This is a genomic window from Aquimarina litoralis, assembly GCF_039523995.1.
Classification (GTDB): domain Bacteria; phylum Bacteroidota; class Bacteroidia; order Flavobacteriales; family Flavobacteriaceae; genus Aquimarina; species Aquimarina litoralis.
Window position 1 is genome coordinate 80,752 of sequence record NZ_BAAAGE010000003.1, and the last position, 25,801, is coordinate 106,552.

Genomic DNA, 25,801 nt, shown 5'->3' on the forward strand with positions numbered 1-25,801 from the left:
CAATTAATTAACCTTACGCTATCAAGTTTTTAACCAACTTAGACGGTTATTAACAGATTCCCCTAAATTTGGAACGTGAAAACCATTAAAAGTATATTTGATTTTTACCTAAACAGCAGTATCCATGTGGCATTAGCTGTAGCGGCATTGGTTAAAATAACTTTTTTGAAGTTCGAAATTTTAGGAGGAGATACTTATGTGTATTTTGCATTTTTTGGATCAATCGTAGCATACAATTTTGTAAAATACGCTTCAATTTCAAGATTGTATCATCGTAGATTAACAAAATCTATGACCAAAATTAGGGCGTTAACCGTTATAAGCAGTATTGTTTTTGTTTATTTTGGGTTTCAATTATCCATAGATACAATAGTATTTATGTTGCCATTTATATTATTGACGATTTTATATACGGTACCTGTTTTTCCAAATAAAAAGAATTTAAGAAGTGTTGCTGGAATTAAAATCTTTATTATCGCGGTTACATGGACAGGAATTACCGTAATAGTGCCTGTATTATACGCAGAAGGGAACTTAGGTTTTGATATGACTATTGAAGCAATACAACGTTTTCTTTTTATTGTAGTAATTATGTTGCCTTTCGAAATAAGGGATCTACAATATGATGCCAAAGAGTTGGAAACGATTCCTCAAAAAATGGGAATTACGAGGACTAAAGTTTTTGGAAGTATTGTCTTAGTAACTTTTTTATTGCTTACCGCATTTAGAGATGAACTAACTTCTACGGAGATTTTAAGTACCGTATTTATAACCATCATTAGTCTGTTGTTTTTATGGGGTACTGATAAAAAACAATCGGAATACTTTTGCTCCTTTTGGGTCGAAAGTATTCCGATGATATGGTTGTTTATATTGGTTCTGATGCAAAGCCTATTCGGCTAATTTTTTTCTTAATTGTTCTTTCATTTTCTCCTTCATAGAAGTTTCCATTACTTGAACATTAGAATTTTTTATCGTTTTTGTGAGCTTTGTATTCCTTTTAGAATATGCTCTGGTTACCTTGCAATACACTAACCTGATATTTAACTTGATGATCTCTAAAAAAGAGGCTTCACCATATTGATTTTTGTCACAGATAAATTTTGCTTGTTCGCAAGATACAAATAAACTATTACTCGTTTTCATTACAATTTTAATCTTATTTTTTGGGGCATTATTAACTTTTTTTATTCCATTTCAGACATTTTTTTCTTTAACTGCTCTTTCATAGAATCCTTAGCCGATTGATTGATACTAATGACTTTAGGATCTTTAAATAATTTTGTTAGTTTCGTATTCTTAGACGAATATTTTCTGCAAGCCTTACAATAAATTAAATGAATATTTAATTTTATTTTTTCCCAAAGTGAGGCTTCCTTATATTGATTTTTATCGCAAATGTGATTTGCATCTTCACAACTTACAAATATTTTGTTTCCAGTACTCATATTATATTAAAACCAGTTTTTTTCTAAGCATTCTGCCATTGCTGTACGTGCTCGGTGAATGATTACCCAGAGGTTAGACGCGGTGATATCAAATTCATTACAGATAGCTTCTGTATCAAATCCTTGAATTGTTTTCATAGAGAAAATACGAGCTTGTTTTTCTGGTAATTTGCCAATACAATTATGTATAGCTACTCCTAATTCTGTATTCTCTATTTTTCCTTCGGCATTTTGATCAAAAGGATCCGCTACTCGCTCTTCGAGCCAATCACCTTCAGTCTCACCATCATTTGTATAATTAATACGTACTTCAGCTTTTCCTTTATTACTATTAATTTTTCGGTAATGATCAATAATCTTTCTTTTAAGAATCGAAATGAGCCATGTGCGTTCACTAGCTTCACCCTTAAAATTTTTCATTGATTTTAGACCTGCAAAAAAGGTCTCCTGCACTAAATCTTGTGCAATCTCTCTATCATCGACCCTTACTATAGTATAATTAAACAAATAATCACTGTATTTATCAATCCACGTATTAGGGTCTATCGTGTTTGTAGGCATATGTTATCGGCTCTTTTTTCCAAAAATATGATAAAAAGTTGAATCTCAAAGAAGTTTGTACTTCCGAATTACTTCAAAAACAGCTTATCTATAGATATATACCTGTAATTGGGTATTTTTTGAAGGAGATGATGAGGTTAAGTTTGCTTAAAACATTTTTAATCAATCCGTCATTTGCTAGATCCTGATTTATTAACGCTGTTTAATAAAATTAACAGGAGTACCATCATTTGCCGGCCAAATAAAAAAAGTAGAAATAATGAAAAAAATTACTTGGTTACTAATACTTCAATTAGGGTTTTTAGTTAGTGTGCAAGCGCAAGAAGTAGAAAAAAACTTTGTTCCCTATTATATAAAGGATGGGAATGTACAATCATTTGAGCGTAAAGGTGCTAAAATAGAAGCCAAAGCAATAGGTTTTGGATACGGAGGGGTGAATCAATATTTGACCATATTTAATAGTAAATATTCAGATGTTAGATTTCGCCCAAATGAACTTCCGAAATTTATTATAGCACTAGACGAAGGAATTGATCCGCTAGATATTGTTATTATCTCTAAGGCAGATGTTGTAAAAAAACGAAAGAAATACAGACGATTTATACAAAAAGGGAACTCTATAGGCGGAGGAAGTAAAGATATTAGCCAGCATTTGGTGATTCCAGAGTTGAGAAAAATAGAAGGTAATTTATATGAAATGATAATGCCAGCTTTAGCTCCTGGCGAGTATGCTTTTCAGCCAATTTATAAAGGTACTGAAGCAAATAATATTATGGGTACTTCTGGAGATGTACGTATTTATTGTTTTGCGATTGAAGAATAATATAAGGTTAATATTCTTATACAATAGTTAAATTGGGAGTGGTTAACCTGAAAAGTCGTTAATGAAATTTTATTACCGAATTGAGTGATGAATCCTCGTAATGTTTGTTTATATACTCAGCCTGAAATGCCCACGATGGCAGATTCATAATAGTTTTTCAGAACTTTTCAGGTTTACTCTTGATAAGCGCTATTTTTTCAGTTTCGATTTTAATATGATCATTTCTAATTTTTAAAAAAGTGATGAGATGTTTTTTTAGAAGCAATCGATCAAATAGGCGACCTATAAAACCATAAGGAGTTTTGTATTCCAAAACATCGATCATTTCGGTTCCAGAAGACGTTTCTTTAAAAATATGCTGATGCTTAAAACTTTTAAAATGACCTTTGATCATTTCATCAATAAAATAAGTAGGATACCTAAGTGATGTTATTTTACTTTGATGTTGTAGGGAGCAACCAAAGTGTTTTCCTTTCCAAGTTACGGTTTCGTATAGATTGATCAAACCTGATGTTTTTCCTGCAATAGCTTTTTCTCTAGTTTTGTGAGCGGATTTCATATGAAGATCTATATTTCTAGCTGCATCAAAGACAGTTGCTATGGGAGCCTTAATCATTGTATGTAATGTAATAACAGTCATAATTATGAAGTAAGTTCTTTGGTTGCTTCAGTAAGATCTGGATATGTAAATTGAAAACCTGCTTCCTGTAATTTTTTTGGAATTACATTTCTGCTTTTTAAAATGAGTTCAGTTTCAGTTTTGATCATACGAGCTCCAATCTCCAAAAGAAATTTTGGTAAAGGCATTCCAATACTTATATTGGTTACCTTTCTTAATGTTTGCATTAGAGTCTTGTTATCAGATGGATTAGGTGCTACGATATTAATCGGGCCTTCCATCTCAGGATTGTCAATAATAAACTCCAAGCTTCTTGCAAAATCAATTTCATGGATCCAACTAAATTTTTGATTTCCTTTTCCTTGTTTGCCTCCAAATCCAATTTTTACAAGATTAAGAATAGGTTGTAAAGCACCTCCCTTTTTTCCCAGTACTATCGAGGTTCTTAGTGCTACTTTTCTAGTTTTTGGAGTATGATGAGAAAAGAATGCATGCTCCCAATTGGTCGCTACGTTTACAGAAAAGCCAGTTCCTATTTCACCATTGATTTCATCCATTTCCATATCCAAAGAATGTCGGTAGATCGTAGCTGTAGAAGAATTTAACCACACTTTTGGAGGATGTGTACAGTTGGTGATTACTTTTCCTAAGACATTGGTTGATTCCACTCTAGAGGAAAGAATCAGATCTTTGTTTTTTTGATGATATCTACAATCTACTGATTTCCCAGTCATATTGATTAAGACATCTGCACCTTCTAATTCGCTTTGCCAATTACCAATGGTTTTTGCATCCCATTGTACATATCGGATATTATTAATCGTTCTGTTTTCTCCACGAGTTAGTATGATGATGGTATCAACTTTATTTTTGAAATATTCTACCAAAATATCTCCTAAAAACCCTGTGCCTGCTGCTATAACTAGTTTTTTCATTCGTATTCTTTTTTTAAAATAATAAAATAGGTAACCAAGCGAGTCTGTATAGAACCCAAGTTGCTGTAAGATAAGAGGGGAGTTTTAGTTTTTTTACTCTCCTGGCATGTTCAATGATCATTAAACTTACCACTATTAGAAATAGAAGAACTTTGATTTCTAAACTTATCAACGCTATTTGATATAAAAATAATAATGAAATTAGTACTAAAGAGCCTAATAAAGAAACTGTAATCATATGACATAAGTATGTATGAATTTTTCTTTTAATGCATAACATTATAATGCCACCTTGCCATATTAACTGCCCCGTACACATTACTATTTCTTTGGATAATTTATCATTACTAATCAATTCTGGCAATTCTTTGGCATAATAGAACAATGTGATGGTTGATATAATAGTTGCGATCACGATATAGCTCCATTGATATATGATTTTAATTGTCATCCTTAATATACCTTATTTTTCAGCTGTTACGATGTAATATCCAAAACTTTGCATATGCAAACCAGAAAGCAGAGCAAACAAAGAGCCTTTTAGGTTTTTCCAGCTTTGTACTTTTAGATTTTCTTTTCTGATCAGTTTTTTGAATATAAATCCAGTAATCGCAAATGGCACATGGAGTACTGAAGGAGCAACTCTAAAGGATACATCTTCTATAGTTACTTTTTTGAATCCAATACGTTCTAATGACTTTTTTACATTTAGAATACTTCCTAATCCTTCTAAACTCCATCCTTTGCACAGTTGTTTATAACAATAATGGCTTCCCATACATAATTGATCTTTTTCTTTCTTAAGAAAAGCATCTGCAATCACCAGTTTACCACCTGGTTTAATAATTCTATACGCTTCAGAGAGCGCAGTATCACTATGACCAGAATGGCAAAAGCTTTCTATAGCGTAAGCACTGTCAAAACTGTTATCAGCAAAAGAAGTATGATTATAATTTTCCTGTAAAATAAGTCCATTCATTTTATGGAGTCTCTTATTTCCTTCAGTTACCTGAAAAGAAGAAAGTGTTACACCTAGCATATGTAGTCTTGGGTATTTTCTGAGTCCATATTTCATAGTGCCTCCTATGCCACAACCAAGATCCGCCACAAGACCTTTTTGCTTATTAAAATGTAATCGCTTAAAAACTTGATTATTCATCTCATTAAGCATAGTGTCTCTTTTAAAAAGAGTAGTTTTAAAAGGAATATAATACCCAAAATGCATATTGAAATCTTTGCTCCAGAATTCATAATCTTCGGTAGCTTCGTTATAAAGTTCTATAAGTTTTTCTTTGTTTGATTTTTGAAATCTAATTTTATGTAAAAGAGGGATTGTAGTGTTCATAATGAAATGTTTAATCGTTAGACGTTTGGACTTTGTGGTTTGATCACCTGAGTTACTACTGGAATCTTTTGTTTAGATTTTTTTCTTCCTCTAAAGAATAAATACATATTTAAGAATAACATGAGTCCTAAATAAATAGAGAATCCACCTATTTTGAAACTTAATATTTCTATGAGGTTTTGATAGGTGTCATTAAAACGGTAATTATCAATTTTTAGAATTAATAAAGCCCAACCAATATTTAATAAATAGAACCCAACTTCAAAAAGGCGATTGGTTGCAAGAGCGATATCATCTTTACCTTTGAAAATATCAATCATAAAGGTTTTTCCATTTCTAAAAAGTGTTTTAGAAACAAAATAAGTAAGGGTAATTGCAATTGGTAAGTAGATGATATATCCAATAAAAATTTTAGATGTTTCCATAAAGTAGTTTTTATAATTATTTAATGTTCTTAATAAATTTTGTGATCCAGAATAGATTGAAATAATGCAGCACTGCTAGTATGCAAACTATGATTGCTGTATTTTTAGAAAGACTCTCGATCATTTGTGAAATTGAAATGACCGTAGTCCAATCTGATAATGTAATTACGGCGTATCCAATATTAATTAGATAGTATCCTATTAGTAGTACATTGTTTACACGTAAACAAAAATCTTTGTCATCAGGAACTAGATGTGCTACAAAAATGTTTCCGTTTCGATAGCAAATCAATCCTACTTTTATAATGATAAAGACCATAATTAACAAGTATATGCCATATGTAATTAGATTTAAATTCACTTTTAGTTTTTTTTTACTAATTACAGTATGCGGGTCTAAATTCAATTTGCTCTACATACTTCTTTATCTTATAAGTTACATAGACAAAATAAGAAGCGATACTCATCGGGATTACTGAAAAGAAAAACAATCCAAATAGGCTTTCGAAGTTTTGGTTGAAAACGAAAAATGTTATCCAATACAAAGCAAAAAAAGACCAATAACTAACTATTAATTTTTTGGATATGCTATTCAGTTTTTTCCAATGCGCCAGAATGGAACATGCTAGAATAAACTGTATAATCCCAAGAGGAATCTGTGCTAATAATCCTAGATAAACCGTTATGTAAAGCAATAATGTGATAATAAAACTCCATTTGTTAATGTTATGTATCGTTTTCATAATTCTAATAGTTTTAAAGTTTCAATAATTTTTGAAACATATTTTGAAAAAGAAAAGGAATTGCTTCCTCTCTATTGTTTAAAGTATGTTTCTGTTATTTATTTAATCAGTTTCATTAATGTCTTAGTAATCCAATTAGATTCTTGATTTACAATTTTGTTCATCATCGTATCTGCACTATCTGCCAGTTCATAGAGCGATTTGGTTTGCTTAATCAATTCTTCTGTTTTTTTAGAGCCATCATTTTCAATTCCAGATACTTCTCTTAGTACTTTGATCACAGGCTTTATTTCACGTCTGCTTCGCTCTTTAGCTACTTGTCTAGCGAGTTCCTGTACATCTTTTTCGGATACGAAATACTCTTTACGTTCTCCTGGTTTACTTTCTTTAAATACAATACCCCAATCCATTAATTGACGCAAGTTCATGCTCGTATTCCCTCTAGAGATATGTAACTCTTCCATAATGTCCTCCATAGAGAGTGGTTCTGGGGATATCCATAACAAAGCATGAATTTGTGCCATGGCTTTGTTGATGCCCCAAAGAGTTCCTAAAGCTCCCCAAGTAGAAATAAATTTATCTTTTGCTTCATTGTAATTCATAGGACAAATATATAAAATATTTTAAACTTTCAGTAATTTTTGAAATTTTAATTTTTATAGACATATTAAAACCTCTAAAAATTTAAGAGTTAAGAGGTCACTATTAAATAACTATTAGCTCTTATTGATTGATTTTGTTCGATATGTAATTAATAGCATCTTCAATATTGGTTACTTTATTGTTATATACAGAATCTGTTAGAGCTCCTATTACAATATCTAATATTTCTAGTAAATCTCTTTTTAATCCATAATCTAGATAGTAATCTTTAAGATTATAATGTACTTCAATATTTCTCTCCTCATAAGCGGATTTGATTGACTTTACAATCCAATTATTTAGTTTCAGCTTTTGAGAATTCTTTGATTCTTTAAACCTTTTCATTTCATCTTTGAATTCTTCTATGATTGAAATATTAGGAAGCAGATGGCTTGCTTTTGATAATTTATCACCTGTTATTTGTTTTCCAATTTCAATTTCATTCAATCCTATTTTCTCTATATCTTGCGGGGTTAGAGAATAATTAGAATAGAAAGGGTTATTCTCAAAGGAATTCGATAACAGTGCTTGATAACTAACAAAAATATTGACTCTATACTCTAATGCTTTTTTTGCTACTTCAATTAATTCATCATAATTATTGAAAAAGGGCTCAATACAATCTATCCATATAGACTTAAAATCGAAAAAATAAAAATTGATTCTGTAATCAGCTAGAGCGGAATGACTTTTTAATAGTTGTAGTAGAAAATTACTTTTATTGTTTATAGAGTTTAGAAATAATAGTTTATCATCGAACATCTTTTTTCGAGTACTATCTAGTTCAAATACAATTTTATTTTTTTCGTTGGTTTCGCAAGTAGCATGATAACAGTAATCAGAATTGGTTAAAATACTAACAAACGAAGGTCTGATTGAAGGTACGTCCTTAGACCAGTACCCTGATGAAGAATAACTAATTGAATTTTTTAAAATATTAATAGAAAATAGAACTTTGTCAATTGCTTTTTTGTAACTGGCAGGAACTTTGTTTGATAAATCAAAATATAAATCTTCCATTAAATATTCAACTGGTACCATTGCATTACAGGTTGAATCTTCGCAATCATTTTTGTTAAAAATATCTTTTTCAGAATGAAATAGTTCTCTTCTTTCAAAAAAACTTCTATATTCTTCAGAATTGTTATTTGAATGAGGAGTTGTTAAAAATTTATCTTTTTGCGGATTATAAAACTTCACATCAAATATTTCAATGGGATCATTCTTGAATTCTATACCTTCAATTTTAAAAAAATGATAACCTCTTCTTTTATCTTGTTTTAAAAAGAATAATAAATAATTAATTCTTTTCTCTAGATTAAGCTTTTGAAATTCAGATTCTACATAATTATCATAATCTTGTGTGTTTGAGAATTCATTTCTGTTCTTTTCATAAATGAACCTGTTCTTCCCATATGGATTTAGGATTGTGTTTTTTAGTAAAGTTTTTATAAAATAAATGGAGTAACCTTTTATTTGTAAAAGGTCAATTATTGAATTAGAAAGAAATTTTAAGTCTGACTTTGTATCCTGTAAAGTCTTGTTAGAGTATAATAATTTCCATAACTTCTCTATTAAAAGTTCAGATAAGCTATTTGAATTAAAGCCTATTTTCTTTAGCTCTTCAATTTTTATTAATAAAGGTGGTCTATCATCTTTAAATTGCTGAATTGAAGTTTTAAATGATTTAACCTTTGTTGTTAATTCAGAGTTTCCTCTTAAAATTAGGTTTTCTTTTTTAAAATAGTCATGTTCACTATACTTTAAGAGCTTTTTGGCATTTATTCCGTTGTTGTATTTCAGATGTTTCTCAATCTTATTAAGTAATGATATTTGGGATATAAACTTAGGTTCCTCAACTAATATTAATTTTCTATTAGTTGTGAATAGGAAATCCCAAAAATGCCAGAAGTACTCCACTTTTCGAATTACTTCTGGCTTATAATTTTCACCTATGCTTTTGTCTAATGAATAAAATTTCATTTTTAAGAAATCAATCCTGCACGCTTTAATAAAGCTTCGGGTTTTGGTTCTTGTCCTCTAAAACGCTTATATAAGGTCATTGGATTTTCTGTACCTCCTTTAGAGAGTACATGGTCCTTAAACTTAGTTGCTACTTCTTTATCAAAGATTCCTCGTTCTTTAAAATAGTCAAAAGCATCTGCGTCTAATACTTCTGCCCATTTATACGAATAATATCCTGCAGAATATCCTCCTTGGAAGATATGTGAAAAGGCAGTACTCATACAATTTTCTGCTACATCAGGATATAAAGACGTGCCTTCAAAAGCCTTTTTCTCATGTGTTTTTACATCTTTAATTTCACTAGGATCGTTGGCATGCCATGACATGTCTAATAGCCCAAAGCTTAATTGGCGTAACGTAGCTAACCCTTCCATAAAAGTGGATGATTCCTTTATTTTTTGAACCAATTCCATCGGAATGACTTCTCCTGTTTCATAATGTTTAGCGAATAGTTCTAAGGCTTCTTTCTCATAACACCAGTTCTCCAAAACCTGACTTGGTAACTCTACAAAATCCCAATAAACACTGGTTCCTGATAATCCAGGATATATGGTGTTTGCCAGCATTCCGTGTAATGCGTGTCCAAATTCATGAAATAAGGTAGTAACTTCATTAAAGGTTAATAACGATGGCTTACTAGGTGTTGGTTTTGTAAAATTGCAAACTATAGAGATATGTGGTCTTATATTTTTTCCATCTTTTCTCATTTGCGGTTTATAAGATGTCATCCATGCACCATTTCGTTTTCCAGCTCTTGGATGAAAATCTGCGTAAAATACTGCAATAAAATTACCTTCGGTATCTTTTACATGATAGGTTTTTACTTCTTCGTGGTATTTGTCTACTTCATTAGTCTCTTCAAATTGTAATCCAAATAAGTTAGAAGATATCTGGAAAACTCCATCAATTACATTTTCTAATTTAAAATAAGGTTTTAATTTTTCATCATCTAGATCAAAAAGCTTTTGCTTTAGTTTTTCCGAATAATAGGCACCATCCCATTTTTGTAATTGGTCGATACCATCCAATTCTTTTGCAAAATTTTCTAGTTGCTTGAATTCTCTTTCTGCTGCTGGTTTCGCTTTTTCTAATATCTCATTTAAAAAGGAGAATACTTTTTCTGGAGTTTCGGCCATGCGTTCTTCTAAAACGTAGGCAGCATGGGACGAATATCCAAGAATTTCTGCACGTTGATGTCTTAATTTTGCAATTTTTAAAACAATTTTTTGATTGTCTAGCTCGTCATTATGGAAACCCTTAGATGCAAATGCCAGAGACATTTTTTTTCTTAACTCTCTATTATTGGCATATGTCATAAAAGGAATATAACTAGGGTAGTCTAAGGTGATTAACCATCCTTCTTTTTCCTTGGATTCGGCAAGCGCTTTTGCAGCTTCTTTGGCTCCTTCCGGTAAACCGGAAAGATCAGCTTCATCGGTTAATAGCATTTCAAATCTATTTGTCTCCGCTAGTATATTTTCACCGAATTTTAAACTTAATTGAGAAAGTTCTTTGTCAATTTCTCTTAGTTGTTCCTTTTTATCATCAGGAAGATTGGCACCATTTCTAGAGAACGATTTGTATCTTTTTTCTAATAATGTGGTTTGTTCTGCAGAAAGATCAAGGTTACTTTTATTTAAATAAACCGTTTCAATTCTCTTAAAAAGATCCGTGTTTAAAGCAATATCATTTCTAAACTCTGATAATAGAGGAGAAGCTTCTTGTGCTATTTTTTGAATCTCCTCATTAGTTTCGGCACTGTTTAAGTTAAAAAATATGCTTGTAACACGATCTAGGAGTTCACCACTATATTCTAATTTTTCTATAGTGTTTGAAAACGATGGTGTTTCAGAGTTTGTTACTATAGTATCTACTTCTTCTTTTGCGATGGATATAGCATTTTTAATTGCAGGTAAATAGTATTCTGATTTTATTTGGGAAAAAGGAGCTAGGTCAAAAGATTTTAATAAAGGATTTTTCATGTGTTTTTTAATATTGTTTTAGTAATCAAAACGGAACTTACGATACAAATGTATTTTGTTATGTTGTACAAGTAATGTTAAGTGTCGTTTCGTAATCTAATATTCTATTATTTAAAATAAAGCGTGTCTTTATCGAAAAAAGATGTCTTTTATCGATAATTAACAATCTAATTCAATCGATTTTTGCTACAAAGATATGGGATAGAATTAAATTTGTTTAGGTTTATTAGTAATGGTCTGAACAAAGTAATAAACACATTATTGTAATCAGGGGTATGGATGTCAATAATATTCTTTGTAAAGATCAAATATTAAAAGAGTTGCATGAAATGTAGCTCTTTTTTTTGTTAATAAACTATCAAAATCTACTATTTTAATAGAGAATTCTTCAAAATGTCTGGTTTTTCTATAAGAAAAATTCAAAAAAAAGTAAAATTTAAACTTTTTATCGGCAAAATATGTAATTTATCGAAATTGTTAATAAGTTTTGAGAGATAATTATTGCGTAATTAAAGTAAGGGTTTACCTTTGTACTAGGTTTTAAGAGTATGGTCTTACGATGAATTTTTTGTGTAATATATTTAAGTTGGTTAATAAATATTGTTATATTCTATTGTAAGACCTGATATTGGAAGAGCCGCTGAGGAGCGGCTCTTTTTTTTATACTCTGTTTTATGTACTACTTATTAATCTGCTTAGCGCCTTCGATTACTTTTTGCTTTAATCCTTCTTTATAGACTAGTATTTTGTCTAATACACATTTGTCTGATGCGCCGATAATTTGTGCGGCAAGAATTCCCGCATTCATAGCGCCATCAAGGGCTACAGTTGCTACAGGAACTCCTCCAGGCATTTGAAGAATCGATAATACAGAATCCCATCCATCGATAGAATTTCTTGATTTTACAGGAACTCCTATTACAGGAAGAGGAGATAGAGATGCTACCATACCTGGTAGATGTGCAGCTCCTCCAGCACCTGCAATGATAACAGATATTCCACGAGTATGAGCATTTTTACCGTAATCAAATAATTTTTCAGGAGTACGATGAGCAGAAACAATATCTACTTCAACTTCGATATCAAAACCTTTAAGAATTTCAATTGCTTTTTCCATTACGGGCATATCACTTGTACTTCCCATAATGATTCCTACTTTGCTCATATAATTGTTTTTGATTTTAATTAATATTTGATGTTTTTAATCTAAGCATACATATGCTTTCGAATTACAAAAAACCAATTTTTTAGCGTATTTATTCGCTTATCACTCTTATAGTATTTTTTACTTTTTCGGCTATTTTTCTGGCTTCTGAAATATCTTCATTTACAATAGTAACATGTCCCATTTTTCTGAAAGGTCTTGTTTTCTTTTTACCATAGATATGAGGAGTAACTCCATCCATATTCATAATGGTCTCAATATTTTCATAGACTACATTCCCCGAAAATCCTTCAGCACCAACAAGATTTACCATAATTCCTGCTACTTTACTTTCTGTAGCTCCTAGAGGTAAATCTAAAATAGCTCTTATATGTTGCTCAAATTGATTTGTATAACTTGCTTCAATACTGTAGTGTCCACTATTATGTGGTCTAGGGGCTACTTCATTAACTAAGATTTCATCATCTTTAGTTTGAAACATTTCTACAGCCAGTAGCCCTACGTGTTCAAAAGCTTCCGAAACTTGTGTTGCTATTGTTCTAGCTTTTTCCGCAATTTCATTGTCTATTCTAGCTGGGCAAATAACATATTCTACTTGGTTTGCTTCTGGATGAAACTCCATTTCTACTACAGGATACGTTTTAATTTCTCCTTTGGGGTTACGAACAACAATTACCGCTAGTTCATTTTTGAAATCAATCAACTTTTCTGCGATACATTCATTATCAGGTAGTTTGGCAATATCTGCTCCAGTTCTAATAATAGAAACACCTTTACCATCATAGCCACCTTGCGTACTTTTCCAGACAAAAGGAAGTTTTACCTTCCCATTAGTAATGCCTTCTGCCAAGTGCGCTTTATTAGAAAATTGTACAAATGGAGCAGTTGGTATTTCCTGTTTTTTATAAAAAAGCTTTTGCCTGCCTTTGTTTTGTATTTTTTCTAAAGTAGCAGCATTAGGATATACTTTTGTGCCTTCTTTTTCTAATTGGGCTAATGCTTTGGTATTTACTGTTTCAATTTCAAAAGTGAGTACATCTACTTTTTTTCCAAAATTGTAAACAGTATTATAATCCATTAAGTCTCCTTGCTGAAAATGATCACAAGCAATTCTACAAGGGGCATCGGGGTTGGGGTCAAGAACATAAGTGCAAATATCATATTTCCGGGTTTCATACAGCATCATCTTACCTAATTGGCCACCACCCAGAATACCTAGCTTAAATTCTGACGAAAAATAGTTTGTCATTGTTTTGGAGTATCTAAAAATTGCCTTAGGCAACAAAAATAAATTTTTAATAAGTAAAAACCTTAATATTATACAGTAAATGCAGTAGATAACTAATATAAGTGTTGTTTGTAATCACTATCTTTGCGCCTTTAAAAACAAAAAGGCCACCGTGATAATCTAATACTATGACGATTACACTGCACGATTTAAAATTTACACCTTTTATTGCCGAAGATGAAATCTCAGCAGCAATAGATGCATTATCTCTTAATCTTTCTAATGATTTATCGGATAAGAAACCACTTTTTTTAGGGGTGTTAAATGGTGCGTTTATGTTTGTTTCTGAGGTATTGAAACGATTTAATCATGAGTGCGAGATAAGTTTTGTAAAATTAGCCTCTTATGATGGTATTCAGACAACTTCTGAAGTATCTAGACTTATTGGTTTACAGGAAGATGTTTCTGATAGAACTGTTGTTATTCTAGAAGATATAATTGATACAGGTCATACCATAGAGGAATTGATCAGCATATTGAAAAGTAAAGGTTGTACCGATATAAAAATTGCTACCTTATTTTTTAAACCAGAGGCATATACCAAAGAAATTCATATAGACTATATTGGGATTGAGATCCCAAATCGATTTATTGTAGGATACGGATTAGATTATAATGGTCTGGGACGAAATCTTACAGAAGTTTACCAATTAAAACAAGACAACATGACAAATTTAGTGTTATTCGGACCTCCAGGAGCAGGAAAAGGAACACAAGCAGAAGTTTTAAAAGAAAAATACAATCTAGTACATATTTCTACGGGAGATGTATTTAGATACAACATAAAAAATGCTACAGAATTAGGTACATTGGCAAAATCATATATTGATAAAGGTCAGTTGGTTCCTGATGAGGTTACTATCGATATGCTAAATGCTGAAGTGGATAAAAACCCTCAAGCAAAAGGATTTATTTTTGATGGTTTTCCAAGAACAGAAGCGCAGGCTGATTCCTTAGCAGAACTATTAACTTCTAAAGGATCAGAAGTTAGTGCTATGGTCGCATTAGAAGTGGATGATGAAGTATTGGTACAACGCTTATTAGAGCGTGGAAAAACATCCGGACGTCCTGATGATGCCGATGAAGGAGTGATTAGAAATCGTATTAAAGTATATTATAACGAAACTGCGATTCTTAAAAACTACTACCAAAAACAAGATAAATATTATGGAGTAGATGGAGTAGGAGGAATTGAAGAAATCACTGAGCGTCTTAGTTCGGTAATCGATACTTTATAATTAAGAAAGTTTATGATATGGTCAAAAAACTAGTAAGGTTTTTTGACCTGTTCAGAAAGTACCAGAAAACAAATCATTGGATACGCTTCCAATTGATCTAAAAAGATATCACGTAGGATGACAGAAGGGAATTTTGTAGATTATGTAAAGTTGCATGTAACTTCAGGAAATGGAGGTAAAGGATCCGTGCATTTACATAGAGAAAAGTATATCACCAAAGGAGGACCAGATGGAGGAGATGGAGGTCGAGGTGGTCATATCATTATTAGAGCAAATGCTAATATGTGGACTCTGTATCATCTAAAGTTTAAAAGACATTTTAGAGCGGAGCATGGAGGACACGGAAGTAAAAATAGAAGTACAGGAGCCGATGGAGGAGATGTTTTTATAGATGTCCCTTTAGGTACTGTAATAAGAGATACAGAAACACAGAATATTCTTCATGAAATTACGGAAGCAGGACAAGAAATTATCATTGCCGAAGGAGGAATGGGAGGAAGAGGAAACTGGCATTTTAAGAGTTCTATAAATCAAACACCTCGATACGCACAACCAGGTGTGGAGGGACAGCAGCATGATATTACGCTAGAATTAAAAATTTTAGCGGATGTAGGATTGGTAGGTTTTCCGAATGCAGGAAAATCAACATTGTTGTCTGTGATTACATCTGCAAAACCTAAAATTGCAGATTATGAGTTTACCACATTAAAGCCAAATCTTGGTATCGTAGAATACAGAGACTTCCAGACCTTTGTGATGGCTGATATTCCTGGGATTATAGAAGGGGCAGCGGAAGGAAAAGGAATCGGGCATCGTTTCTTAAGGCATATAGAACGTAATTCTACTTTATTGTTTTTAATACCTGCTGATGCAAAGGATATTAAGGAGCAATACGAAATACTATTAGATGAATTACGAAGATACAATCCTGATCTATTAGATAAAGAGCGATTAATAGCTATATCAAAATGTGATATGCTCGATGATGAATTAAAAGCAGAGTTGCGAGCTGAGCTAGATGAACAGTTAGAAATTCCTTATCTGTTTATTTCTTCGGTTGCCCAGCAAGGTTTACAAGAGCTTAAAGATAAGTTATGGCAAATGCTTAACTAATCTATACGTATACTTTTTACATAACATTATTGTTGTTTCTTATTGTAAAATTAGTTTTGTAGCAATATCAAATTTTTCCATTTTAAGAAAATATATTCCTTTGGAATATCCATTTAGGTCAACAGTTTTACCGTTACCATTTTTTACTTCTTTTCCAGTGATATCATATACAATCCAATTTGTGCTTTTAGGTAAGTTGTAATCGCCAGTACTTGGATTTGGGAAAATTTTGTTGGATATATCATTAGACTCTTCGACGGATAAAGTATTGGTGTAAAAATCCCATTCGTTGATTCTTTGTTCCGATACTCTAAATTCATCAAACCATACGTAAAAATCTTTGTCCTTAGGAGCGTAATCGTCATAATCAGAACCTCCTAAGAAGGTGGAAATGAGAATATGATTAATAGTTATGTTTTCTCTGTTTTCTGAAGGGTTTCTGTAGTAATTGAAATAGTCAGAACCAACGAAATCATAATTCACACCATCTACCCAACCTTCAAAAAGGCCATCATTACCATTTGGACTACTTTCCAATACGTAATGTAGTTCGATATTGTGCCATCCTTGTGCTTTCAGATAGTTTTCATATTCAAACGAACAAATGTTATCACCATCTACCACTCGATCTCCCCAAAAGCGTAATTCATTTTCATCTTCATTAGCAGCATCATCAGCAGGTTCTTGTTCTCCAGGAAGCTCCATATAAAACTGAATTCCACCTCCTTTTCGAAACATAATTCTACCTTTCCATCGATTTCTATCTCTTTCTCCATCAGGAGTATTTGGATCTGATCCACCTAAGCTTGGGAGCTTTCCGCCACATAAACTAAAGTCAAAATCATCGCTAAATTTAATCCAGTACGAAAGATATAAATCCGAAGATTCATAATAATTATCTTTAAAGGTATTCATTAATGGAATTCTAGTGTCTATTCCAGAATTCCCTGTTTTTAATAAGCCTTTTGGGTACTTTACTTTTAAAGAAACACCTCCTGGATCGATACTATTTTCATAATCTACGGATGCTCTGTCTTGTGTATCATCTTTTTGACCATTTACTAGCTGACCGTCGTAAAAACCAATTCCGTTAGAAGTGGGGAAGTCATCCTTTAGTTCATTTTCTGTGTATGTATCTCCAACTCGCAAATGATCAAAGCTAATATGGTATTCATCAGTTGCTAATAATTGATCTGGAGCAAGTACTATATTTCTTTCTGAGGTAACCTTTATGGTTTCGTACTTAAGTGCCCCAATTCTTAATTGAGTATTACTATTACCTAAGGGCAAATTAAAATTACCACTTTCATCAGTTTTAGTGTAATTAGACACATTATTAGCATCACAGACTAAAGCATTTTCTACTGGATTTCCTGATTGATCTTTTACAGTTCCTGATAATTGAGCACGTACGCAAGTAACAGATATAATAAATACTAGGAGATATGTCAATCTCTTTTTCATGAGGTTAAGAGTTTGCTAAATAATAGTATAGCTCTATAATATTTACTTTACTATTATTTATGGTTTACGTTGGTTATACTGCAAACCTAACGTAAAAAGCAAATCTTTGTTCTGTTTACTAAAATTTTTTTACGAAAATTTACTTAAAAAATAATTTATTGGTTTTTCTAGAAGTTCTTCCTAGTTGTTATTTACTATTTTTTGGAATCGCTTGGAATTGGAGGAGGGCCTTCTGGTACAATAGCTTCATAAACTTCATCTCCTTTACGTTCTTTATATTCAGCTTTTACCTTTTCTAAAGCTTTTGGATCTTCGTAAAGATCGGTCATAGTCATTGCCATTGCTTTTGATGCATACAACATTCCTTTATGTCCAATACTCATTCCACCACAAGCAACAACAGCCCACGAATGCCATGGGGTATCTTTAGGAGCTGTAGTAACTCCAAGATTGATATTCGGAACATTCCAGCTAACATCTCCAACATCTGTGGAACCACCACCAGGATGTTCTTTCGTTTCTTCCAGCGGATTAATAGCACTATCCATACCTACTTGTTCTTTCTTGGTAACCTCTTGAATTTTTTTACCAAAAGCAATTTCTTCATCTGTATAAGTGATTGGCCCTAAAAGTTCTAAGTTCTGTTGCATCAATTTTCCACCTTCACGATTAACTAAGACTTCATAAATTCCTGAAATTAGAGAGATTTTATAATCTACATTCGCCATAATCGCAGCTCCTTCTGCCATTTTTTTAACACGCTCATATACTGGCATCATTCCGGAACGTTTAGTGTCTCTTACTCGCATCCATAATCTAGAATAATCGGGTACTACATTTACTACTTGACCTCCATCCTGAATATGGTAATGCATTCTCACGGTTGGTTTTACATGTTCGCGGTAATAGTTGATACCTGTCGTATAAAGTTCTAATGCGTCTGAAGCACTTCTACCGTTCCATGGATCGGCAGAAGCATGTGCTGCCTGCCCAAAAAATTCGACTTTAAAATCTACCAATGCCAGAGAACTTTGAACATCAGCTTTTGTAGAAGCTGATGGATGCCAACTAATATTAGCATCAACACCATCCCATAAGCCTTCTCTAACCATCCAGATTTTCCCGAAGTACTTTTCTTCACTCGGAGTTCCAAAAAACTTAACAGTTCCTTTAATTTTTCCAGATTCTATTAATTCTTTTACTGCAATTGCAGCTCCTAAACTTCCTGCACCAAACAGGTTGTGTCCACATCCGTGACCAGCACCTCCTTCCGTTAATGCAGCTTTTGTAGGTTGTGCTTTTTGAGATATTCCTGGTAATGCATCAAACTCTCCAAGTACACTAATTACTGGTTTTCCTGAACCATAAGAAGCTACAAAGGCAGTTGGCATTCCTGCCACACCTCGTTCTACTTTGAAACCTTGTTTTTCTGCATAATCGGCCAGTAACTTTGATGATTGATTTTCCTCGAAAGCAGTTTCTGCTAATGCCCAAATTTGATCGCTGATAGCAATTAATTCTTTTTGATGCTTTTCTACAGAAGCCATAATAGCTTGTTTAGTAGATGATAACTTTTTTTGGCTATATATTGGAGTAAACGCTAATACAGAACAAAATAATAGATTTATGAAGTTGAATGATTTCATATGATAATCTGAATTGAATGAGTTTGCTTGTGATATGAGTTATAAAAATAAGACTTTTTTATGGTTTCAATCCTATATAAAGGATTACCTGTAATAAGCTGGCTTTAAAGATTTAAATGTATTTGTATAAAACGCTTACGGTACAACCACATGTACTTAAAAACGATTACTAACTTACTACTTACGAATACTCATTTGTTAACATTTCTTAACGTTAATTACAATAGATTTAACCCAAGATAAAGTAATAGAATAGATATTAAGTTGTTATCCATACTTAAGAATTAATAATAAATCAATTTTTAAAATGAAGATTAAAACCCCATTTAATTTTTTAGCTCTTATTCTTATCATAACTTTTGTTTCTTGCGATAATTTGGTTGTAAAGAAAAATCCAAATGCAGGAAAAAATGACAAGTTAATTGCACAGGCTGATATACCTGTAGAAGAAAATAAAAATCTTACCATCAATGAGATTTTATCGTTTGATATTGCTTTTACTCAATTAAATGAAATCGTAAAATCTTCAGAATTTTCTGAGAAATTCAAAGGAGAAAAATCATTTACTGTTTTTGCACCTTTAAATGGGGCATTCTCTAAACTTCCAAAGGGAACGTTAGAGGATCTTAAAAAAGAAGAAAACAAAGAAAGCTTAGCAGCTATTTTAAATTGTCATATTATACCAGGTACGATAAACGAACAAGATATTATCAAAGCGATTAATGAAGGAGGCGGAAGTGTGAAATTAAGAACTCTTGGAGGAAACAAATTAATAGCTAGTAGAAAAAGAGGAAAGATATACTTGATCGATAAAAATGGAAATGCTGGAAGATTGATGAAAACAGATATTGAAGCCACAAACGGAATGATTCATACCCTTGAAACAGTTATGCTTCCGAAAAAATAAAAGACCATAATTTAATGTGTTTGTTTAAAACCGGGAAACCTCACAATAGATAGAGTTGTGAGGTTTTTTTTTGTTTTACGATTATTTTACTTTTTTATAAATATCGCTTCCGCAATCGAAGCAAGTTCCTTTTCCTTTTGTCAGTTTAAGTAAATCTCCCTCTAGTAGAAATATATTGTATGTTCCTTTTTTACTAAATGTTATGTATTGATTTAAATAATCTCTTGTTATCGGATGGTATTTTTCTTTAGAGGTTAATTCACCATTTTTGAAAAACTTAACTGTTTTATCCTTTTCGAAAACAATTTGTTCTTTTCTTTTGATTTCTAAAGGGAATAGAGTGTTAGTTCTTGTTTCCCATTTCCATGACCCTACTAATTCGTTTATTTTAATCGTTTTTCTTTTTTCTTTAATTGTTTTGATACGGTCAATCGCATACATGGAAAAGTAAGAATTAGGAAATCTCTTAGCAAAATTTAAATAAGATGTAATTATTGCTGAGTCTTTAGTTTTTAATAAGTTGTTTTTTAACGGTGAAATGTATTTTGCTATTGATTCATTTCTTAATGAATCTAAGGAAATATCTTTCGTTATTATTTTTTCAAAGTGAATACTAGGGAGATTTTTTAAAGAGTCTATTTGTTGTTGTAATTGTTTAACTTGATTTGTAAGTTCTAAATTTTGATTTTCTAAGATCTTTGTTTTATCCGTGCAAGAGATTAATAAAGTTAAAGCAAAAGGAATGATAAGAAATTTCATAACTTAATTTTTTGTACGTATCGTACTTTTCCACAAATAACATTCCTAAATTCAAGTTTGTTTAATTTTTTTTGAAGTTTTACTAACCAAAAGTGATAAGGGTGTTATAAGTTTTGATGTTAAGAGTTTATAAAGTTCTTCGATCTGATCCGATTAATAATTCTAGAACTACCAAAGCCAGAATGATGAGAGCCTCCAGACCAAAATAAAAGAATCCCCATAGAGTCATCTGATCATAATAAAAGATAACCGTCCCTACAGTGATAAAGAAATAGGTTAGATTAGCAAATGCGATTATTTTTACGAAAAATCGGTATTTTAAAGGGTTTAAGAAATAGCAAGCGGTAGAATATAGGAGCAGTACGATTGCTATTACGGCCAAAAAATGAAGTGCTTTTAGCGGAATTCCTATAAACTGTCGTATAGCAGGAAGTACAATGGATAAAAACATTAAAGTTAATAATGCGCCTATTCCATCAACTAAAAATAATAGTTTAGGATTTTTCCTAAAAAATGGAACTAATGATGACAAAATATAGCTCATTAATTGATATGTTTTTTAACTATACAATTTACCAAAAGCAATTAGTTTAGATAGCGTAGAAATCCTCGTAGTAGCAAGTTTTATTTCTGCTTTAACTTTTACCAACACTAAATGAATAGGTAGCTACAATATCACCATTTATTCTAAGATGTGTGTCATAACGTCCTTTATTTTTAAAAGTACAAGTGAAAGATGTGATGTTATTTTTGTTTTGAGTATTGTAGATATGAATTTTTTTTTCTTCTGATCTCGAGTAATAAACCAATTCAATATGATCTTTTTTAATCTTCCGTGAAGATTTGAAACTAAAAATGACTTCGGTATTTTTAGGTATAGCTGTATCTAATTTATTTGGCGAAACGGGCTGTATATCGTTTGCAAAAGCTTCTCCATATACTAACGGGGCACTTACAAATGAAGAGACTTTTATCGTATCATCTAATAGCCATTCTTGATGTATTGGAAAATGATTTTTGGCAAAAAATACTGGATCAGTTAAGAAATAGCCATCATTGTAAGAAGCTACAAAAACACCATATTCATCGAGGTAGCCACTAGACCAAGTAGCATCACATAAATACCATTTGTTATGTAGCCGAACAGCATTCCAAGAATGATTAGGCATTTCTAATTTTTTGATATTAGAGGCAACAGACCTGCCATAACCATCAATAATTTCACAAGAAATGTCGACCAAATTGCAAAGTTCTTTAACCAAATATGCATATCCTGTACACATGGTTTTCTTTTTGTTTACTAATTTCTTGAATACTTTTTTCTTGTATTGATGATTCCATTTCATAAATGAAACGGAATCATTTCGAAACTTCTTTCTTTTTCTGCTTACTTGGGAGAACTGTGCTTGATCTCCTTTTATATTTTGACACACCCATGTGTATATCGCTCGAAATTTCTCTACCTCGGTAGGTAATTCATTAGTAAGTTGATACGCTAATAACGGAAGATTTTCTAATGAAGCTCCTTTGTAAGAAAAAGCAATCTTATCCGCTTTGGTAAAGTCTACAGATTTAAAATCCGAAACTTGGGAAAATACATCGCAAGCAATTAAAAGAAAGAGTGTAGTGCTAAGAAAAAATTTCATGTGGATACTTAAATTAATCTTTTGTAGAACTATATAATTTTTTCACAGCTACTTTTCCCATCAGTACACAACCATCTGGTTTTAGATTTACATTAAGTGCAATATTATTGCCGGACGTGTTATCTTGAATTTTTACTTTTTTTGACGTAAAACCAATATAACTAAATACCAGAACATCTCCTTTTTTTAGCAATACCGGAAATTCAAAATTACCATCAAAATCTGTTGATATACCGATGGCAGTTCCTTCTAATAGGATATTAGCACCTGGTAATGGATTTCCACTTTCGGAAACAATACCCTTAACTATAATCGAATTGTCATTAATAGCACTTTGAAGTTTTGAAGTATTATTAATTGAGTTTCTTGTTTGATTATCTATGTTTTGAGCATGAGTTTTGGCAAAAGAAAATAATGCCATAAAAGCTATAGTGATTGCTCCCAAAACATTAAACTGGCTTTTTCTAGATTCCGTGTAAGTAGTTAATTGGTGTTTCTTAAATCGACCACAAATGTTATTCGAGGTGTGGTTTCTAAAGTAGTTTGCAATTTCTACAGAAGTCATACCGGAGAAATCTATTACTTCTTTAGTACAATGATTACAAAACCCGCCTTTATCTGTTGGAGAAAAGTTCTGGAAATTCTGATGGCATGGCTCTTTGATGTTTACAGTAAATTGATTCATAATCTTATTCTTTTTAGTTTATACATCAAACTTAGACCCTTTGTTTTGTATATAAAATGTAGAATTAGGGAACACAACTATTAGATTGGTAAAAGTTACTTTTTAAAGAGTGAAGAAGAGTTATGTTGGCGGTTAAATGAGTTAATCTCTATTTGTATTGTAAATCTTTGGTTGTATACGTCTTATCATAAAGTAACCAACAATTAAACCAATAAATGAAAAAATGATGTCATTAATATCATAGACATTATTGCCTCCAAGGTTATGAATTTTTAGTTCTTGAGTTATCACATATACTCCAGCTAGTATAGTTGCTAGTACATAAAGTTTGTAGATGGAGATTTTTGTTTTTTCAGGGAGTATACGGAAATTAATATAAAGACCTATTCCTGTTAGTAGGAATGTCCCTATGATTGCTTCAAAGAAATTGGGTAATGAAAGTAACACGATTTTAATCCAGTTATAGGTGCTGCTATTTAAAACAGTTGGTCGAATGAATTTGAGTATAATAAACAGGAAGACTAGTATGGTTTGAATTCTCGCTAGTTTCAATAAATCGGTCATGAAAATAATTTTGTTGATGCTTACTGGTCCATTAAATACATGAAATGTTACTCATCTATACTCTATTGCATAAAATGATTATTAATTCTTTAGAGGGGTATTCATCCAGTAGTTGGATAATATTTCGGGAGAGATAACAGATTTACTTTTAAAGATTGGTTTGGTTTTTATCATAAATAAGCTGTCGCGTATTGGTTTTGTATCCATGGATAATTCTTGTACAAAAAACTCTCTGTACTGATGGAAAGAAACTGATTCTCTTTCGTTGATGAGGTTTCCTTCTAAATCTCTGATGTTTTTAATTTCTATAGCGATTGCTCTATTGCTTTGCTTTTTTTGCTTGCTAATAAGCTTGGTGCCGAAAACTAATTTTCTCTTTTTAGGATATATATTGATGTTTTTTTGTAGTACCCGAATACTGTCTATTTGTAGTTTAGTTCCATAATACCATAGGCTATAATTTCTTTTTCTAAGAGCCTCTCTTGAAAAAGGTCTTTTATTAAGAACAATTTCGAAACGTTTTTGCATTTGATTTACAGATACTTTTTCAGGGAAAAATTTTGGAGGATATGATGTTTCAAATGTATTATCAAACGAAATATAACTTGGATACATTTTTTCAAAACGTTCTTGATATTCTATAATGATTTCATAGAGTAATTTTCCAGATGTTTTTTCCGTTGTATTTTTTTCTTCATCTTCAGGTTTAGATGAGTCAAAAACTGCATATATCATCTTATAGATTTTGAAATCTCCTTTGCTGATATAGATTTTTCCAGAAACCTTTATGTTTTGCTGGGTTTTGGAAATACCAATGGTATATAATGGTATATTATCAATAGAAGTAGAGGGAAGTATTTTAAATCTATGGTTCTTTATAAAGTTTCTATTGAATCTATTCACAAAATCATAAGTATTTATGCGATAGTTTCGGAGTGCATCATGTAATCTTAAGAGTGTATATTCATTTCCGCCTTGTCCATTCAATGTTGCGTTGTTGGATATAATTTTATCTCTATTTACATAATTATAGGGTTTGGCGGCAATAGTATCAATGGGAAAGTCTAAATTATTTTTGTATTCGAATATTTTTATTTTGGTTTCTTGTAAATCATCAGATTCAAAACCTTTATCAAAAACTTCTAAAATGGCTTCATTTAAATTTATATACGATTGATCTTTTATTTGGTAATCTCTATAATAGCCTACATATGAAAAAGGAGAAAATGGATAATTTTCTGGTATCTTTTCTATGGCTAGTCGTACAATTCTATTTGCTCCATATCGTTTTATCTTTTTGGTATTCGTTACAACGACTTCTTCCAATTCTTCAATTTTCTGAACTAATGATATGACATTAACTTGTTCAGATTTGAGTTGAGATAATAGTATGTTTTTAGAAATATATCCTATTGAAGATACAACTAGCGTATCGCTTATGTTTTGAATGTTCGTAGGAATCTTAAATCCACCATCTGCATTTGAAATTAGACCTTGAGATTTATTTTTGATTCTAATGGTTGCAAAAGAAATCGGTTCTTTGGTTTTAGAATCGACTAATTTTCCTTGTATAAATTCACTTTGTTGTCCAAATACTATAATCGATTGAAAAATAAATAAAAAGATATATGGTTTTGGTGTCAGTTTTGAAAACAAAGACATACCGTTTTTGATTGAATTTGATTAGATGAATTGTAAAACGTATTAAAAATAAAGTTTAATTATTTGTTTTACAATTGCATATGTTAAAATAACAATTCTGTAACATAATTGAAGTA

28 protein-coding genes are annotated in these 25,801 nt (G+C 31.5%); 5 read left to right on the forward strand and 23 right to left on the reverse strand.

The features are described 5' to 3' along the window. The first annotated feature begins 75 nt into the window (after positions 1-75). On the forward strand, positions 76-903 hold the full coding sequence (locus ABD077_RS14695) for a UbiA prenyltransferase family protein (protein ID WP_343913049.1): 828 nt from the start codon (positions 76-78) through the stop codon (positions 901-903). Here ABD077_RS14695 and ABD077_RS14700 read toward each other — a convergent pair. From ABD077_RS14700 to ABD077_RS14710, 3 genes are read right to left on the reverse strand one after another with little or no spacing between them, the layout of a single operon-like run. Then, positions 892-1,146 (reverse strand): hypothetical protein, encoded by a 255-nt coding sequence (locus tag ABD077_RS14700; RefSeq protein WP_299901021.1) that lies wholly within the window; start codon positions 1,144-1,146, stop codon positions 892-894. The two genes, ABD077_RS14695 and ABD077_RS14700, sit on opposite strands and share 12 nt — an antisense overlap. A 41-nt stretch (positions 1,147-1,187) precedes the next feature. Further along, entirely contained in the window at positions 1,188-1,448 is a 261-nt protein-coding gene (locus tag ABD077_RS14705; protein ID WP_299608543.1) for a hypothetical protein, read from the reverse strand. Positions 1,449-1,454: 6 nt separating this feature from the next. After that, entirely contained in the window at positions 1,455-2,009 is a 555-nt protein-coding gene (locus tag ABD077_RS14710; protein WP_027392615.1) for a sigma-70 family RNA polymerase sigma factor, read from the reverse strand. Positions 2,010-2,268: 259 nt separating this feature from the next. Between ABD077_RS14710 and ABD077_RS14715 the strand changes: the two genes are divergently transcribed. Further along, a complete protein-coding gene (locus tag ABD077_RS14715; protein WP_343913050.1) occupies positions 2,269-2,832 on the forward strand; it encodes a hypothetical protein in 564 nt (187 codons plus the stop codon). Between the two features lie 157 nt (positions 2,833-2,989). Here the strand turns inward: ABD077_RS14715 and ABD077_RS14720 are convergent, their stop codons facing one another. The 12 genes from ABD077_RS14720 to ABD077_RS14775 all read right to left on the reverse strand — a co-directional run bounded on the left by ABD077_RS14720 (position 2,990) and on the right by ABD077_RS14775 (position 13,962). Next, entirely contained in the window at positions 2,990-3,472 is a 483-nt protein-coding gene (locus ABD077_RS14720; RefSeq protein ID WP_343913051.1) for an SRPBCC family protein, read from the reverse strand. 2 nt (positions 3,473-3,474) lie between these two features. Next, complete coding sequence (locus ABD077_RS14725; RefSeq protein ID WP_343913052.1) at positions 3,475-4,386, reverse strand: TIGR01777 family oxidoreductase; 912 nt, start codon at positions 4,384-4,386, stop codon at positions 3,475-3,477. 13 nt (positions 4,387-4,399) lie between these two features. Next, on the reverse strand, positions 4,400-4,837 hold the full coding sequence (locus tag ABD077_RS14730; protein WP_343913053.1) for a hypothetical protein: 438 nt from the start codon (positions 4,835-4,837) through the stop codon (positions 4,400-4,402). 12 nt (positions 4,838-4,849) lie between these two features. Beyond that, on the reverse strand, positions 4,850-5,731 hold the full coding sequence (locus ABD077_RS14735; RefSeq protein ID WP_343913054.1) for a class I SAM-dependent methyltransferase: 882 nt from the start codon (positions 5,729-5,731) through the stop codon (positions 4,850-4,852). Between the two features lie 17 nt (positions 5,732-5,748). After that, entirely contained in the window at positions 5,749-6,156 is a 408-nt protein-coding gene (locus ABD077_RS14740; protein WP_343913055.1) for a hypothetical protein, read from the reverse strand. 16 nt (positions 6,157-6,172) lie between these two features. After that, entirely contained in the window at positions 6,173-6,517 is a 345-nt protein-coding gene (locus tag ABD077_RS14745) for a hypothetical protein (protein ID WP_343913056.1), read from the reverse strand. A 16-nt stretch (positions 6,518-6,533) separates the two neighbouring features. After that, positions 6,534-6,899: a hypothetical protein gene (locus tag ABD077_RS14750; RefSeq protein WP_343913057.1), complete on the reverse strand. Its 366-nt coding sequence runs from the start codon at positions 6,897-6,899 to the stop codon at positions 6,534-6,536. Positions 6,900-6,997: 98 nt separating this feature from the next. Next, positions 6,998-7,501 (reverse strand): GbsR/MarR family transcriptional regulator, encoded by a 504-nt coding sequence (locus ABD077_RS14755; RefSeq protein WP_219009096.1) that lies wholly within the window; start codon positions 7,499-7,501, stop codon positions 6,998-7,000. A 121-nt stretch (positions 7,502-7,622) separates the two neighbouring features. Beyond that, positions 7,623-9,524: a hypothetical protein gene (locus ABD077_RS14760; RefSeq protein WP_343913058.1), complete on the reverse strand. Its 1,902-nt coding sequence runs from the start codon at positions 9,522-9,524 to the stop codon at positions 7,623-7,625. Positions 9,525-9,526: 2 nt separating this feature from the next. Beyond that, a complete protein-coding gene (locus ABD077_RS14765) occupies positions 9,527-11,548 on the reverse strand; it encodes a M3 family metallopeptidase (RefSeq protein ID WP_343913059.1) in 2,022 nt (673 codons plus the stop codon). A 679-nt stretch (positions 11,549-12,227) separates the two neighbouring features. Then, positions 12,228-12,713, reverse strand: a complete 486-nt coding sequence (gene purE / locus ABD077_RS14770; RefSeq protein ID WP_299608518.1) for a 5-(carboxyamino)imidazole ribonucleotide mutase — start codon at positions 12,711-12,713, stop codon at positions 12,228-12,230. A 91-nt stretch (positions 12,714-12,804) separates the two neighbouring features. Next, a complete protein-coding gene (locus tag ABD077_RS14775; protein ID WP_343913060.1) occupies positions 12,805-13,962 on the reverse strand; it encodes a 5-(carboxyamino)imidazole ribonucleotide synthase in 1,158 nt (385 codons plus the stop codon). 167 nt (positions 13,963-14,129) lie between these two features. Here ABD077_RS14775 and ABD077_RS14780 point away from each other — a divergent pair, with 167 nt between their 5' ends. Both ABD077_RS14780 and obgE read left to right on the forward strand, forming a co-directional pair. Then, positions 14,130-15,239, forward strand: a complete 1,110-nt coding sequence (locus tag ABD077_RS14780) for an adenylate kinase (RefSeq protein WP_343913061.1) — start codon at positions 14,130-14,132, stop codon at positions 15,237-15,239. Positions 15,240-15,356: 117 nt separating this feature from the next. Then, positions 15,357-16,352, forward strand: a complete 996-nt coding sequence (gene obgE, locus ABD077_RS14785; RefSeq protein ID WP_343913062.1) for a GTPase ObgE — start codon at positions 15,357-15,359, stop codon at positions 16,350-16,352. Positions 16,353-16,391: 39 nt separating this feature from the next. Here obgE and ABD077_RS14790 read toward each other — a convergent pair whose 3' ends face one another. Then, entirely contained in the window at positions 16,392-17,816 is a 1,425-nt protein-coding gene (locus ABD077_RS14790) for a polysaccharide lyase (protein ID WP_343913063.1), read from the reverse strand. Positions 17,817-18,010: 194 nt separating this feature from the next. Continuing rightward, the gene (locus tag ABD077_RS14795) at positions 18,011-19,462 is read right to left on the reverse strand and encodes an amidohydrolase (RefSeq protein WP_343913065.1); all 1,452 of its coding nucleotides are present in this window, start codon (positions 19,460-19,462) and stop codon (positions 18,011-18,013) included. A 307-nt stretch (positions 19,463-19,769) separates the two neighbouring features. Here ABD077_RS14795 and ABD077_RS14800 point away from each other — a divergent pair, with 307 nt between their 5' ends. Beyond that, positions 19,770-20,369: a fasciclin domain-containing protein gene (locus ABD077_RS14800; protein WP_299608504.1), complete on the forward strand. Its 600-nt coding sequence runs from the start codon at positions 19,770-19,772 to the stop codon at positions 20,367-20,369. A gap of 81 nt (positions 20,370-20,450) precedes the next feature. Here ABD077_RS14800 and ABD077_RS14805 read toward each other — a convergent pair whose 3' ends face one another. From ABD077_RS14805 to ABD077_RS14830, 6 genes are all read right to left on the reverse strand, one after another. Further along, positions 20,451-21,128 carry a hypothetical protein gene (locus ABD077_RS14805; protein WP_343913066.1) on the reverse strand — a complete coding sequence of 226 codons (678 nt, stop codon included), beginning with the start codon at positions 21,126-21,128 and terminating at the stop codon, positions 20,451-20,453. Between the two features lie 127 nt (positions 21,129-21,255). Continuing rightward, positions 21,256-21,672 carry a hypothetical protein gene (locus ABD077_RS14810; RefSeq protein WP_343913067.1) on the reverse strand — a complete coding sequence of 139 codons (417 nt, stop codon included), beginning with the start codon at positions 21,670-21,672 and terminating at the stop codon, positions 21,256-21,258. A 91-nt stretch (positions 21,673-21,763) separates the two neighbouring features. After that, positions 21,764-22,774: a transglutaminase domain-containing protein gene (locus tag ABD077_RS14815; protein WP_343913068.1), complete on the reverse strand. Its 1,011-nt coding sequence runs from the start codon at positions 22,772-22,774 to the stop codon at positions 21,764-21,766. A 13-nt stretch (positions 22,775-22,787) separates the two neighbouring features. Next, positions 22,788-23,459 carry a carboxypeptidase-like regulatory domain-containing protein gene (locus ABD077_RS14820; protein ID WP_343913069.1) on the reverse strand — a complete coding sequence of 224 codons (672 nt, stop codon included), beginning with the start codon at positions 23,457-23,459 and terminating at the stop codon, positions 22,788-22,790. A gap of 141 nt (positions 23,460-23,600) precedes the next feature. Further along, positions 23,601-24,023 carry a hypothetical protein gene (locus ABD077_RS14825; RefSeq protein WP_343913070.1) on the reverse strand — a complete coding sequence of 141 codons (423 nt, stop codon included), beginning with the start codon at positions 24,021-24,023 and terminating at the stop codon, positions 23,601-23,603. A gap of 81 nt (positions 24,024-24,104) precedes the next feature. Beyond that, a complete protein-coding gene (locus ABD077_RS14830; protein WP_343913071.1) occupies positions 24,105-25,685 on the reverse strand; it encodes a carboxypeptidase-like regulatory domain-containing protein in 1,581 nt (526 codons plus the stop codon). Positions 25,686-25,801 lie beyond the last annotated feature (116 nt).